This window comes from Asaia platycodi JCM 25414, from assembly GCF_000614545.1.
Lineage (GTDB): Bacteria > Pseudomonadota > Alphaproteobacteria > Acetobacterales > Acetobacteraceae > Asaia > Asaia platycodi.
The window spans coordinates 23,151-36,499 of record NZ_BAKW01000012.1 but is presented as its reverse complement, the minus strand read 5'-3'; the positions used below and the strand labels follow the sequence as shown (position 1 = coordinate 36,499).

Here is a 13,349-nt window from a genome sequence, read left to right as displayed (position 1 = left end):
CAAACCATGAATTTTTCTGAGCGCGCCTTTTTTCGTCCCACGCTGCGGCGTCTTTCCAATCACGTCATCGACCTGATCGCCGCAGGTGAGGTCGTCGAGCGCCCCGCCGCGGCGCTCAAGGAACTGGTCGAAAATGCGCTCGATGCCGGAGCGACCCGGCTTGAAGTTTCCCTGATCAATGGTGGGTGCGACCGTATCGAGGTGATCGATAATGGCTGTGGCATGTCACCGGACGATCTTGCCATGGCCGTCGAGCGTCATTGCACCTCCAAGCTCAGCGATGAGAGCCTGACCCATATCGTCACGCTCGGCTTTCGTGGTGAGGCGCTGCCCTCTATCGGGGCGACCGCACGGCTTGGGATGACCTCGCGCCAGCACGATTCCGATACGGCCTGGATGCTGCGTCTGGAAGGCGGTGTGCTGACTCCGCCTGCCCCCGCACCGGGCGCGCCGGGTACCCGTGTCGTGGTCGAAGACCTTTTCTTCGCTACCCCGGCACGGCGTAAATTCCTGAAGTCGGCGCGTGTCGAAGGCGGCCATGCCGAATCGGTCATGCGTCGTCTGGCGCTCTCGGCGCCGCATTGCGCCATGCGCCTGTCTCTCGATGAACGTCTGGTTTTCGATTTTCCTTCCCAGACCCGTATCGAACGCGTTCAGGCCGTTCTGGGCGAAAGCGATTCCCTCATTGAGCTCGATGAAGAGCGCAATGGCCTGCATCTGACTGGTTTTATCTGCGGGCCTGCGGCAACACGCGCGACAGCGGCGGCGCAGTTTCTGGTGGTCAATAACCGGCCTGTCGCCGATCCGCTCATGAAGACGGCCATACGCGTCGCTTATCGTCCGGTCATCGAGCCCGGCCGCCACCCTGTTCTCGCGCTGCATCTGACCTTGCCGCATGATCGGGTGGATGTGAACGTTCATCCAGCCAAGACCGAACTCCGCTTCGCCGACGAAGCTGATGTCAGAGCTGATGATCGGCGCCATGCAGCGCGCCCTCGGGCATGGTGCGGGTGAGGGAGGGGTGCGCGTGCGTTTCGCGTCGCCCTCGCGACAGAACATCCAGTATCCGGCGCCCGAACCGATGCGCCCAAGCGCGGGCTTCCTTTCATCTCACGCGACTCTCGCGGGTATCGGCGCTGCTGCCCCGCAGGCGGCTCCTACCGCGAATACGGGTTTTTCCGAGGGGCTTGGGTCGTTTGCGCCAGTGGCGCGCCCCGTCATCCAGCCCGATGCTCAGCAACAGGCGTCTTTCCCGCTCGGGGCTCCGGTTGCGCAGGTTTTCGACACCTATATTCTCGCCGTCGGTCAGGATGGCGATCTGATACTGGTCGATCAGCACGCGGCTCATGAGCGCCTGACTCATGAAAAGCTGCTCTCCCAATATGCGTCCGGCACGCTAAAGGCGCAGCGCCTGCTTCTGCCCGAGGTCGTCGATCTGCCTACCGGTCAGGCCGGGCGCCTTCTGGAGTGGAAATCCGCGCTCGAATCCCTTGGTCTCGAAATCGAGTCGTTCGGTGGGGGCAGCGTGCTGCTGCGCACCATGCCTATCCTGCTTCAGGGCGGAGACGGTGTGGCACTATTGCGCGACCTCTCCGAGGAGCTCGCCGCTGACCCGGATCTCGTGCCGGGCGACAGTGCCGCATTCGAACGACGTATTGACGCTGTCATTGCCCGCATGGCCTGTCATGGCAGTATTCGTGCAGGCAGGCGGCTTCAGCAGGAAGAAATGGCTGCCCTGCTGCGCCAGATGGAGCAGACACCACGTGCGGGCACCTGCTCGCATGGCCGCCCTACCTGGCTGCGTCTGGGACGCGACGAGCTGGAGAAGCTGTTCGGCCGCATTCGGTAGGTCGATCCGCCTTCGCCGTGCGATTCACCTCCCTCGTGATCGGCGTCCCATGACTTCTGGTCGTTGCCCGAAAGAGCGTGGATCAGAAATTATCGGGGGTTTTCTTGTCGGTCGCAGCAGCTGTTCCGCCCGCTGGAGCGCCAGGTGGCTGGGCCGTGACGACCACATCGTCAGAAACGAACAACACACTGTCGACGGCACTCTGGAGAGCGTCGGCAGCAGAGGCGGCATTGCCACCCGCCATGAAGACAGAGGCTCTGTTCACGTCGCCCATTACCATTTCAAGCGGGGCAAGCCCTACGACATACTGGATGTCTGTACCGACGATTTGCAGATCCTGATTAGCCTTGCCTGTATCGCCGTTTTGCAGATGGGTGTTGGCATTGGCCAGCGCGCTCTGCTTTTCAGGGGCCAGTGCTTCGGTTACGGCATATTCGCCACCAACAGGCAGCCAGTGAACCTGCACCCCGGCGATGACACCACGCTTGGGCGCGCCGTGGCTCGGAACCGCCTGCATCGAATCCTGCGCTTTCAGAAAGGCACGATTATCCTGTGTCGCTTTGGCAAGACGCTGCTGCGCGTCAGTGATCAGCGATTGTGCCTGGCTGGGCTGGTTGGCGACAAGAGCCTGCTGCGCCTGAACGATATCGGCAAAAGCCTTTTGCCCATCCTGAGACAGACGGGCAAAATCTTCTTCGGCTGTGCGCGGCGATGATGCGGCGAAGGCAGGCACTGCAGCAAGAATGAACAGGGCGGAACCGGCGGTGAAAAGGTGACGCATCGTTGTGCTCCGATTACTTGTCTCATTGTTGAGACATTATCGAGCAGAACGGTCGCTTCCCGATCCTGTTGCATGACAAGATCGTCAGCACTTCGAACGGATCATGCGCCGGGCGACGAAAGGGCCTCATCGTTCAGAGAAGGCTTGCATTCAGCCGGCCTGTTCTGGCCAATGCGCCTGACGCAGCGCTATCGGCACGGCCGGTCGCAATGGCTTTCCGGGGAATGTGCGCGGTTGCCACATTCCCTATGGTGTCAGGCTCGGCTGGACAAACGACGTCGAAAAACGGCGGCGACAGTGACCGTGAGCCGAGCCTGACCGGTTGCTGCCCCGCCTTGCTCAGGCCCTGAAAATGCTCTGATCGGACAAGACCGATCAGAGCGAAGAAGTCAGGACTTCCTGTGCGTGCCCTTATGCGCCGGTGATGTCACGGGCTGAGCCGTAACGACCACGCTGTCGGAAACGAACAAGACGCTGTCGAGGGCGTTCTGGAGCGCCTCGGCGGCCAGTTTCGCATCGCCACAATCCATGAAGACCGATGCACGGTTGATGTCCCCTGACACCATTTCAAGCGGGGCGAGGGCGACGACATACTGAACATCCGTACCCACGACCTGCAGATCCTGATTCACCAGCTTCGTATCACCGGTCTTCAGATGGGTGTTGGCCTGGGCCAGCGCCGTCTGCTTCTCTGGGGCCAGTGCTTCGGTCACGGCGTATTCGCCACCGATCGGCAGCCAGTGCACCTGCACGCCCGTAATCACGGCGCGCTTGGGCGCAGCATGGCTCGGTGCGGGCTGCATGGCATCCTGCGCTTCATGAAGGCACGGTTATCGGTGGCTGCCTTGGTCAGGTGGGCCTGTGCATCATTGATCAGCGACTGGGCCTGACCGTTCTGATTGCTGCCAAGTGCCTGCTGGGCCTGTACGATATCGGCAAAGGCTTTCTGACCGTCCTTGGACAGACGGGTAAAATCCTTGTCGGCCATACGCTGTGGCGATGCGGCAAGGGCCGGAACCGCAGCGAAAGCGAAAAGGGCGGAACCGGCAATAAAGAAGCGACGCATCGACTTGCTCCCATGTCTTGTCTCGTTGTGAGACAGGTGGAGACAGAACGGTGGCATCTCTCCGACGTTGCATGACAAGGGCGTTAACACGCCGCCATGAGCCAGGGTCAGGTTGGGGGAACGGTCTCGCCATCCGGGGGCGGCTTGCGGCTGGTCAACACGTTGCCTGCCGAGGCACCGGCGATGCAAAGCACTCCCAGCCAGCGCGCCACCGACAGCGACTCGCCCAGAAGCAGCATCCCGGAGATCGACCCAAGCACTGGCTCCAGACTGAGCAGAATACCAAGATCGCGCGGGCCGAGCTTGCGCATGGCCATCATGTCCAGAATATACGGCACGGCTGAAGAAAGAATGGCCACACCGACCGCCTGCATGCCCTGATGAGGATGGGTTACGGCCGGCACCAGCGTCGGAATCAACCAGGGCAGCAGAAGGATGCCGGCCGTGGTCATGCCAAGCGTGGTAGCCTGAGCGGCAGGCATGATGCGGCCGATGCGGGTGCCGGTCAGGATATAGATTACCCAGCCGACGGCGCTGATCAGCGCGGCGATCACTCCGATAGGGTCAAGATGGCCCGAAATGTGATCGGGACGGAGCAGGAGATACAGGCCCGAGAGCACCATACCGGCCCAGACCAGATCGAGCAGCCGTCGTGAACCGATGAGCGCCAGTGAAAGCGGCCCCATGAACTCGAACGCGACCACCAGCCCCAGCGGCAGGCGTACCAGCGCGATGTAGAAGGCGAAGTTCATCACCGCCATGGAGGCGCCATAGGGCAGCAACAGGCGCCAGATGCCTGGTCGCAGCACGGAGGGGCCGGGACGTATGACGGTCAGAAGAATGACGGCGGCAAGGCAGACACGCAGCCCGACCATGCCTTCCGCGCCGAAAAGCGGAAAGAGGCTCTTGGCCAGAGCCGCGCCGACCTGAAAGGAGGAAATTCCCCCGACCAGAAGGGCCAGACCGCCAAGTTTGTCGAGTCGTGTCGAAGTCGGGTGGTCGAAAGCAGCCATCAGACGTCGAGCAACTCGGCCGAGCGGGCATGGTCCTGAATGAAGCGAAAGCGTAGTTCCGGCTTGCGCCCCATCAGGCTTTCGACGCGATCACTGGTAAGCGCACGATCTTCGGATGGTGTGACGACACGCAGCAAGGTGCGTTTGGCCGGGTCCATGGTGGTCTGTTTCAGATCCTTAACCGGCATTTCGCCCAGCCCCTTGAATCGCGAAATCTCGACCTTCGCCCCCTGTTTGAAGTCGCGCTTGAGGCGGCGAACACGGTCGTCGTCATTCATGGCGTAAACTGTCTTTGCCCCATGGGTCAGCCGGTAGAGCGGCGGCTGGGCCAGGTAAAGATGCCCCTTGCGTACGAGCTCGGGCATTTCGCGATAGAAAAACGTCATGAGCAGCGAAGCGATATGCGCGCCGTCCACGTCAGCATCGGTCATGATGATGACGCGACCATAGCGCAGACGGGCCAGGTCGAAGCCCGACCCCGAGCCGCAGCCCAGAGCCTCGACCAGATCGCGCAATTCCTGATTGGCCTTCAGCTTGTCTGCTGTCGCCGAAGCCACGTTGAGAATCTTGCCACGCAGCGGCAGCACGGCCTGGGTTTCGCGATCGCGTGCCTGTCGCGCGGAGCCACCTGCCGAATCGCCCTCGACGAGGAAAAGCTCGGTATCAGCGGCGTTCTCGCGTGTGCAATCTGTCAGTTTGCCGGGCAAACGCAGGCGGCGCGTGGCGCTCTTGCGCGGTGTATCCTTGCTCTCCTTACGGCGCAGACGCTCTTCGGCCCGCTCGATGATGAAAGCCAGAAGATTATCGGCCTGGGCCGGATTACCGCCCAGCCAGTGGTCAAGACGGTCACGCAGGGCGCCTTCCACTAGGCGGCTCGCTTCCTGCGTCGTCAGCTTTTCCTTGGTCTGGCCCTGAAAATGCGGGTCGCGGATAAAGACCGAGAGCTTGGCGGACAGCGTGCCGAGAATATCGTCTGCCGTGACCGCCGCCGCGCGCTTGCTATTGCGGCTATCGCCCCAGGCACGGAACCCCTTGACCAGAGCCGTGCGGAAACCGGCTTCATGCGTGCCGCCCTGAGGCGTCGGAATGGTATTGCAGTATGACGTCATGCTCGACGTCCCGTGCTCCAGAAACGCCACCGCCCATTCGAGCTTGCCACCTGTGCGCCCATCGGCTGCCTGAGGCAGTTCGGCTTCACCCGACCAGAGGGGAGCCAGCAGGGCAGGTGCTGCGCCCAGTTCGGCATTCAGACTATCGGCGAGGCCATTGGGGAAATGGATTGTCGCTTCTGTCGGGATCTCGTCTCCGCTCTTGATGAGCGACGGGTCGACGCTCCAGCGGATGGTGACCCCGCGAAACAGCGCCGCCTTGGAGCAGCACAGACGATAGAGACGCTGGGCCGAAAAGCTCAGTGTCCCGAAAATCTCCGGGTCAGGCGAAAAGCGGATGGTGGTGCCGCGCCGGTTGGGCGCGTTGCCGATCTGCTGTAGCGGGGTGATGGGCTTGCCGCGGGCATAATCCTGACGCCAGAGCAGTTTTTCGCGTGCGACCTCGACTTCGAGTCTGTTGGAGAGCGCATTGACCACCGAGGAGCCCACGCCGTGCAACCCGCCCGACGTGTCATAAGCCTTGCCCGAAAATTTGCCGCCTGCGTGAAGCGTGGTGAAAATCACTTCGAGCGCCGAGCGGTCCTTGAATTTCGGATGGGCATCGACGGGAATACCGCGCCCGTTATCGCGCACCATCAGAAGCTGTGCGCCTTCGAGAGCGACATCGATGACACTTGCATGGCCCGCAACGGCCTCATCCATGGCATTATCGAGAATCTCGGAAGCCAGATGGTGATAGGCGGTATCGTCTGTGCCGCCGATATACATACCCGGGCGCCGTCGAACCGGCTCGAGTCCTTCAAGGACTTCGATCTGATCGGCGCCGTAATTTTCCGGCACCGGGGCCTGCGTCGTCTTGCGGGGGCGACGCGCGGGCTTTTCATCACTCTGGAAGAGGTCGTCGTTCATATTGCGTTCTTGACGGCCTCGCCGGGGCGCCGTCAAGCGCCCCGTGCAGGGGAAGGTGCGTTTTTAAGCGCGTGTCTTGCGATGGGTGCGGCTCTTGCTGGTCGAGCGGCCATGCGTCACTGCTTCGGGGGCCGAGCAGGTCTCGAACGACGCCGGCTGAACGACATCCTTGGCATCGGCATAATGGGCCAGATCGGCGCCATCATCGAGGGCATCGACCTCGTCGAACATGGCAACGCGCTGCTGGCAGAAGATCGTGCCGGCCTTCAGGCCACCTTCTGACTGCACATTGGCCAGCTGGGTGATATAGTCGTCATGCGCCTTCATGGCGTTACGGCCATAGGCCGACTTGAAATAGGTGTTCAGACGCTCTTCTTCTGCGGCCAGCTTCGGGCGGAACTTGGTCACGAAGGCGTTGTAGCGGTCCTGGGCGCTGCAGGAGAGCGCGGTCACCATCAGTTCGCTTTTCAGCCCCTGCACATTGAAGGCTTCATGCGCCGGAGACTCGCCACAACCGGCAGCATAGGCGCGCCCGACACGAAAAACGTGCTGGCGAGCAGGGTGCAGGCGGTAAGACGCGCGAACGGGCGCAGGAGGCGTTGCCGGGCTGAAAGCGACATCAAGAAACTCCACAAGGGCAGGGAACTGAAGAGGGGGAACTGAAGATTGCGGGCGTCGCACCGGCTGGGCGCAGGCAGGACTGGGGGATGCGCCCGGATTATGTCGCAGCAATTGCGGCGAGAAAATGCCCCCAGGCAAGGAAGAAGGCCGATTTCTCAAAAAAAAAACCGACTGTTCTTTTCTTTTGTTTCAGCCGCTGCTTCCCCCTTCCGGTGAGGCGCGGCTTGCGCTAGGGCCATTGACGAAATTGTCTCCTCAGGCGTTGATCATGCCCGGAGACATCCGGTGTCGGGCCTGCTGTAGCGAAAAAGGCAGTGTCGACTGGCGATGACAAGTGACAAGTGGAGTTGATGGTGCGACTGCGTGGTTCAGCAATTACTCTCGTTTCGGCCCTGACTCTGGCGGCCTGCGCGCAGACGCCCGTTGTGCAGCGCGTCGTGCCCCCCAACCCCTTCGGCTATCAGAAGGTTTCTGCTGTCTGCAAGACGACGCCGGTCAAGACGGCGGCCGATGGCAGCATGAGCGTGGAGATGACCGTGCGCAGCGATGACGGGCTGTGTGCCCTGTCGGTGCAGAAGCCGGGAAACACCAATTACCGCTCGTTCGGTGTCTCGCCTGCTCCTGAGCACGGCAAGGCCTTCATGTATAATTTCGACGACCACACCTATATCACCTACACGCCCAGCACGGCCTATTCCGGCAAGGACAGCTTCACGGCCATCCTGATTCCCGGCGGTACCGAGAAGCGTAACAAGCTGACAGTCAATGCCATCGTCGATGCGACGGGCGTGACGATCGCGTCACCGCCTCCGGCAATTGTGGCTCCTGCTGCCAAGAAGCCTGTCGTCAAGCACACGACGACCCGTCGCAAGACCACCAAGAAGTAAAAACCAGAACGCGCCCTTGCCCCTCCAGGGGCAAGGGCGTCTTCCCGGGACTGTCTTGTCAGATCGAAAACGAGATCGGTTCATGGACCGGGCGACGCAGCCCGGCTGCCTCGGCGCGTCGAACCATTTCCTCCAGGGTCAGCGCCGCCATTTCGCCGCGGATCGTCTCATCCAGCACCTGCCAGCAGGGCTCGATCACATTGCGATAAAGCGCGCCCTGCGCTGTTTCTTCTGCTCCCGCATCTTCAGAAACGACGACGCGCACGATTTCATCGAGTCCGATATCGCGCTGCGGACGCCCCAGACGGTAGCCGCCGCGCGGGCCGCGCACGCTTTCCAGCAATCCCGAACGCGACAGCGCCTGAAGCAGGGGCTCGATGCCCCGACGGGCCAGCCCTGCGCGTTCGGCGATATCGCCGCCGCTGACAAGCTCGATCGCCCGGCATGGAACGCTACATCGACCATGATGATCACGGCGATCATCGCCCTGTCCCTGCGGAGATACATGCAGATTTTTCCTCAATGACAAATTATGCGCAATGTAGCAGTTATTGCCGACAAATCACAGACCAGCATCGCGGGACTGACCGCTTTGCTGAATTGCATCAAGGAGAGAGCCATGACGACCCGACAGGAGCCGCAGGAAATGAGCGGGCTGGCAACGCGATACGCAGCCCCGCGTGGACGGGTTTTCGACTCGATTCTCGAGACTGTGGGCGGTACACCGCTCGTCGCCGTGCCGCGGCTCGCTGAGGCCGACAAGCTCAAGGCGCGTCTGCTGCTCAAGCTCGAATTCTTCAACCCGCTCGGCTCGGTCAAGGACCGTATCGGTCTTGCGCTCATACAGCAGGCAGAGGCCCGTGGAGAGATCGCGCCGGGCCGCACCGTGCTGGTTGAGCCCACGTCAGGCAATACCGGTATCTCCCTGGCCTTCGCCTCGGCTGCACTCGGCTATCGTCTGATCGTGACCATGCCAGAAAGCGCCTCGATCGAGCGCCGCAAGATGCTGCGCCTGATGGATGCCCAGCTCGAACTCACGCCCGCTGCGCGTGGTATGGCAGGGGCGATTGTGCGCGCTGAAGAACTGGTCGCTTCCCTTCCCGATGCCTGGATGCCCAGTCAGTTCGACAACCCCGCCAATCCCGAGATCCACGCGCTCACAACGGCAGAGGAGCTATGGGTCGATACTGATGGCGCGGTCGATATCGTTGTCGCCGGTGTCGGTACGGGGGGCACACTGACTGGCATCGCGCGCACGCTCAAGCCACGCAAGGCGTCGATGCAGTTCTGGGGCGTTGAGCCGGCGGAAAGTGCCGTGCTGAACGGCGACGATCCGGGGCCACATGGCATTCAGGGCATCGGGCCGGGCTTCTGCCCCAATACGCTCGATTCGTCACTGCTGGATGGGGTTCTGGCCGTATCCGAACGCGATGCCATGGCGGCGTCACGTCGCTGTGCCCGTATCGAGGGCATTCCGATCGGCATTTCGTCTGGTGCCGCACTTCACGCGGCACTCGCTCTGGCGCAGCGTGACGAGAATGCAGGCAAGACCATTGTCTCTATCGTGCCGTCATTCGCCGAGCGTTATCTCTCGACATCCCTGTTCAACGGGCTGGTCTGAGGGGTTTTGCCTTTCTGGCCAGATATGGGGCGGTCCTTGACCGCCCGATAGGCGCGGTAAACCCTGTGTCTGAAACGGGAAGGGCAAAGCCCCTCCCGCCATGTATCAGTGCAGAATGATTTCGACGCGACGGTTCTGCGGTTCGCGCGTGTTGGGGCCAGTCTGAACCAGCGGGTTGGATTCGCCATAACCCTTGGTCACGATCAGCCCACCCGGCACGCCGTCGCGAATCAGCTCGGCACGCACGGCATCGGCACGGCGCATCGACAGCTTCATGTTGTAGCTTTCGCCACGCGTGCCCGGATGAGCGGCGCTGTTATCGGTATAGCCATTCACCTCGATACGCGTGAGCTGCGTATGGGTCGAGTTCTGGGCCGCCGTACCGACGATGGAGCGGGCACGATCGGTCAGATCTGCACGATCCCAGTCGAAGAAGACCAGATAGCTGCGCGCTGGAGCCGGGGCCGGCGCGGTCATCACCGGCACGCTGCGCGGCGGCGGCGGGGCGGGGTTGAACTCGTAGCGCAGGCCGAGCAGCAGCGAATGATTGAAATCGTTGCGGGTTACGCGGTTGCCTTCCATGGCGCCTGCGGGACGCGGTGCGTCATAGCCACCGATGCTGCCATAACCGCTCGCGTAGTGACCATTCGGCCCGAGCATCGAATAGAAACGATATTCGGTGGTGAAGGAGAGGCCGACAGCAAAAGGTACGGGGAAGGACAGGCCGAAAATACCCTGATAGGCAAAATTGCTGGCCGTGCCGCCAATCTTCTGGCTCAGGTAGTTATTGGGCGCACGCACCGAGGCATTCATGGCCTGCCAGCCATAACCCACACCGGCGCCGAAATAGGGGTAGACCCAGTTTGCGCCGATATCCATGTCGAACAGCGCATTGACCATAACGCCATATTGCTGCTGACGCCCGCCGGTCGAAGACGGAAAATAGCTCGATTTGAACTGCTGCAGGCGGTTGTTGCGGTAATTGCCTTCCACTTCAACGCGGAAGCCATTGCCCAGACCCCAGCCGACCGAACCAAGACCCGTCACGCCCGCGTCGTAGTGATCGCGACCGCTCGGCAGAACAGGCGACAGACGCACGGTCTGGTCCTGGTTGAAGCTCGCGCCACCAGAGCCAGCAGCATAAAGCCCCTTGACGACCTGTGCTTGGGCGGGTGCCGCGACGAGACACAGGCCGCTCAGGGCAGTAAGGCCCAGAATGCTCCTGCGGAAAAGCCGGGAGAGCGAACCGACCGCCTGCCGGACATCGGAAAACGGGCGGCAAACGGTTTCACCGCGCGTTCGGTGTTCCAGCATCATATCGTCTTCTCCATTCTTTTCACGCGGCAGACTGAGAGGAGGCCATCAAAGCAGCCGTCCGCAGCGATCTGAATGCCGTCTTTTCGCTGAACTGTCATCCCCGTGCAACGCCTGTTTCCCGTTGGGGTGCAATCGCCTCGTCGCGCCATTCTTTCTTCCTGTTCCGAGTGTGGGATGGTTGCAACAGTCGCGAAACCCTCGTGAGGGTTGTTCCGAACCGGAGTATACACCCTCATTCGCTGCGTCCGGGCAGGAGAGTTTCGACGGGTGCGGCGACATCGTCGAGGGTAAATTCCAGAATCCACAAATCGGGATCGTAGCGTTTCTGTCGTTCCAGATAGGTGTCGAGGGCCTCTGGCGTTTCCATGGCGACGCGTTCCCAGCCGGCTCCTAAGGCAGAATCGCGCAACACCGCGCAGCTCCCGGTCCGATCGGTCAGAACGATCAGCACCGCCCCGGCATCGTTGTCGCCGCGCTTGAGCATCATGCTGAACCGCCCTGCGTTTCGATCAGCCGCATGAGACCACGCGCCCAGAGGCCGGATTTGAGGCGGGCTTCGGTCATGGCGTGGAATCGTCCATATCGTCGGGCATCGCTGCAATGGCTGCGCGATAACTCTCGGGACGGTGCAAAAGCAGCGCCGCCGTATCGAGATCGGCATCCGTGCCCAGTGCGGCGGGACAGTGGCGGCGGATATCGAGAATGCGCGACACCGAGACCGGAAAGCGCACGGCGCGGCTCGCCGTCACATTTCCGGCGTCCAGCAGCTTGCCGTTCGAAAGAGACTGCAATTGCTGGTCGAGCGCCTGCGCCCCGCGAGAGGTGCAGATCTGGGGCGTCACGCCAAGGCCCTGTAGCGGCCAGCCCAGCGGTGCGAGGACGCGGCTCCATGTCACGAACAACTCGCCACCATCGGGCATCTGCCCCACCGCCTGCACCAGCCCCTTGCCGAGCGTCGCGCTGCCGATCACCACAGCGCGTCGATGATCGGAAAGGGCAGCCGCCATGATTTCGGCCGCACTCGCCGTGCGACCATCGACCAGAGCAGCAATGGGGAGGCCATGGGTCATGTCACCGCCTTGCACCGCCCAGATATGGTTCGATTTCGGATCGCGGCCCCGTGTCACGACAGCAATACCCCGGTCGAGCACGAGGGCTGTCGCCGTCACGGCCTGTTGCAGCACGCCGCCACGATCGCCGCGCAGATCGAAAATCAGACCGACCAGCTTTTTGTCTTCCAGAGCCTGATCGATGTTCTGGCTGAGTTCCTCAGCCGTGTCGGAAGAAAACGAAGCGATACGCAGAACCACGATATGGTCGTGCATGCTGGCGAAAACAGTCTGGGGGGGTACGACCTGGCGGTCCAGCCGCATGATCGCGCCGTGATGGCCCGGATCGGCCAGAAGAAGTTTCACCTTGCTGCCCGGCGCGCCAGTGAGCCAGGACTCGACAGTTGCCGGGTCCTGATTGCGGGTCGAGCGCCCATCGACGGCCAGAAGTTTCTGGCCGATATTGGCGCCCGCGGCCCAGGCGGGGCCATTGGCATTGATAGCGCTCACCACAAGCGCCGTGCCGTCGTGCGTCAGAGAGAGACCCACGCCAGCCAGGTCACCGGTTCGGTTTGCCCGGTCATTGCCGGCAGGGGTCGGGGCGACATAGCGCGAATACGGGTCGAGATGATTGAACAACTCGTCGAAAAAGCTCTGGAGCAACGCGTCGCGGCCTGCGGCACGCAGGGAAGCCGAGCCCTGCCAGGCGGCATCCATGCTCGAGACGATGAGCTTCACCCAGTCGAGTGTCTCGTTCTCACCCGGCTCGCGAAACTCCGAGATGGTTTTCGGCCCGATAGAGAGTCGCAGCATGGCGGGTTTGGACGGGTCATGGGGAGGCTCGACCATGGTGATGGACGGATCGATCGCCGTCAGTCCGTCGAGGCCCCATAGACTATAGGTCTTGCTGGAATGAACTTCGAGGGTGCGCGGGCTCAGAAATCGAAAGGCGCTCGACAGAACGGCGTTCAGCAATCCCGTATCGAGCGCTGCGCTGTCTTCAGCCTCTGCCGTTCCCGTGCAGACACACAGGGACAGCGCAGCGACCGCGCCCAGACATTGCCGGGAGAACGCGCCAGACAGGAAGAAAGGAACGTGTTTCAGAGCCAGTGACCTTGACCATCAGG

At 61.9% G+C, this 13,349-nt stretch carries 11 protein-coding genes and 2 pseudogenes; 3 read left to right on the top strand and 10 right to left on the bottom strand.

All coding sequences use genetic code 11. The features are described from left to right. Positions 1–6 precede the first annotated feature (6 nt). Positions 7–1,849, top strand: a pseudogene (gene mutL, locus JCM25414_RS19100) (DNA mismatch repair endonuclease MutL). A gap of 82 nt (positions 1,850–1,931) precedes the next feature. On the opposite strand, the gene JCM25414_RS09975 reads toward mutL, so the two are convergent. From JCM25414_RS09975 to JCM25414_RS19090, 6 genes are all read right to left on the bottom strand, one after another. After that, entirely contained in the window at positions 1,932–2,630 is a 699-nt protein-coding gene (locus JCM25414_RS09975) for a YfdX family protein (RefSeq protein ID WP_025841545.1), read from the bottom strand. A 389-nt stretch (positions 2,631–3,019) separates the two neighbouring features. After that, complete coding sequence (locus JCM25414_RS21800) at positions 3,020–3,433, bottom strand: YfdX family protein (protein ID WP_051535816.1); 414 nt, start codon at positions 3,431–3,433, stop codon at positions 3,020–3,022. Next, positions 3,391–3,696, bottom strand: a complete 306-nt coding sequence (locus JCM25414_RS21795; RefSeq protein ID WP_051535815.1) for a YfdX family protein — start codon at positions 3,694–3,696, stop codon at positions 3,391–3,393. Before JCM25414_RS21795 ends, JCM25414_RS21800 begins: the two co-directional genes overlap by 43 nt. Positions 3,697–3,803: 107 nt before the next feature. Beyond that, a complete protein-coding gene (locus tag JCM25414_RS09965; RefSeq protein ID WP_025841544.1) occupies positions 3,804–4,709 on the bottom strand; it encodes an EamA family transporter in 906 nt (301 codons plus the stop codon). Then, positions 4,709–6,727 carry a DNA topoisomerase IV subunit B gene (gene parE, locus JCM25414_RS09960; protein ID WP_025841543.1) on the bottom strand — a complete coding sequence of 673 codons (2,019 nt, stop codon included), beginning with the start codon at positions 6,725–6,727 and terminating at the stop codon, positions 4,709–4,711. The genes JCM25414_RS09965 and parE overlap by 1 nt, the downstream gene beginning before the upstream one ends. 63 nt (positions 6,728–6,790) lie before the next feature. Next, a complete protein-coding gene (locus JCM25414_RS19090; RefSeq protein WP_035443147.1) occupies positions 6,791–7,294 on the bottom strand; it encodes a hypothetical protein in 504 nt (167 codons plus the stop codon). A 407-nt stretch (positions 7,295–7,701) separates the two neighbouring features. On the opposite strand from JCM25414_RS19090, the gene JCM25414_RS09950 reads away from it, so the two are divergent. Next, a complete protein-coding gene (locus tag JCM25414_RS09950; RefSeq protein ID WP_025841541.1) occupies positions 7,702–8,235 on the top strand; it encodes a hypothetical protein in 534 nt (177 codons plus the stop codon). Between the two features lie 58 nt (positions 8,236–8,293). On the opposite strand, the pseudogene JCM25414_RS19085 reads toward JCM25414_RS09950, so the two are convergent. Next, positions 8,294–8,742 (bottom strand): annotated as a pseudogene (locus tag JCM25414_RS19085) (RrF2 family transcriptional regulator). 112 nt (positions 8,743–8,854) lie between these two features. On the opposite strand from JCM25414_RS19085, the gene cysK reads away from it, so the two are divergent. Next, positions 8,855–9,856, top strand: coding sequence for a cysteine synthase A (cysK, locus tag JCM25414_RS09940; RefSeq protein ID WP_025841540.1), 1,002 nt, complete (start codon positions 8,855–8,857; stop codon positions 9,854–9,856). Positions 9,857–9,961: 105 nt separating this feature from the next. Here the strand turns inward: cysK and JCM25414_RS09935 are convergent, their stop codons facing one another. The 3 genes from JCM25414_RS09935 to JCM25414_RS09925 all read right to left on the bottom strand — a co-directional run bounded on the left by JCM25414_RS09935 (position 9,962) and on the right by JCM25414_RS09925 (position 13,197). After that, a complete protein-coding gene (locus JCM25414_RS09935) occupies positions 9,962–11,173 on the bottom strand; it encodes an OmpA family protein (protein WP_025841539.1) in 1,212 nt (403 codons plus the stop codon). Between the two features lie 232 nt (positions 11,174–11,405). Then, entirely contained in the window at positions 11,406–11,660 is a 255-nt protein-coding gene (locus JCM25414_RS19080; RefSeq protein ID WP_242403492.1) for a DUF1491 family protein, read from the bottom strand. Positions 11,661–11,733: 73 nt separating this feature from the next. Then, positions 11,734–13,197: a S41 family peptidase gene (locus tag JCM25414_RS09925; protein ID WP_025841538.1), complete on the bottom strand. Its 1,464-nt coding sequence runs from the start codon at positions 13,195–13,197 to the stop codon at positions 11,734–11,736. Positions 13,198–13,349 lie beyond the last annotated feature (152 nt).

What these genes read in the sequence shown, in the direction of transcription:
- JCM25414_RS09975 (WP_025841545.1), bottom strand. Translation starts at nt 2,630, where the DNA reads ATGCGTCACCTTTTCACCGCCGGTTCCGCCCTGTTCATTCTTGCTGCA.
- JCM25414_RS21795 (WP_051535815.1), bottom strand. Translation starts at nt 3,696, where the DNA reads ATGCGTCGCTTCTTTATTGCCGGTTCCGCCCTTTTCGCTTTCGCTGCG.
- JCM25414_RS09965 (WP_025841544.1), bottom strand. Translation starts at nt 4,709, where the DNA reads ATGGCTGCTTTCGACCACCCGACTTCGACACGACTCGACAAACTTGGC.
- JCM25414_RS09935 (WP_025841539.1), bottom strand. Translation starts at nt 11,173, where the DNA reads ATGATGCTGGAACACCGAACGCGCGGTGAAACCGTTTGCCGCCCGTTT.
- parE (WP_025841543.1), bottom strand. Translation starts at nt 6,727, where the DNA reads ATGAACGACGACCTCTTCCAGAGTGATGAAAAGCCCGCGCGTCGCCCC.
- cysK (WP_025841540.1), top strand. Translation starts at nt 8,855, where the DNA reads ATGACGACCCGACAGGAGCCGCAGGAAATGAGCGGGCTGGCAACGCGA.
- JCM25414_RS21800 (WP_051535816.1), bottom strand. Translation starts at nt 3,433, where the DNA reads ATGCAGCCCGCACCGAGCCATGCTGCGCCCAAGCGCGCCGTGATTACG.
- JCM25414_RS19080 (WP_242403492.1), bottom strand. Translation starts at nt 11,660, where the DNA reads ATGATGCTCAAGCGCGGCGACAACGATGCCGGGGCGGTGCTGATCGTT.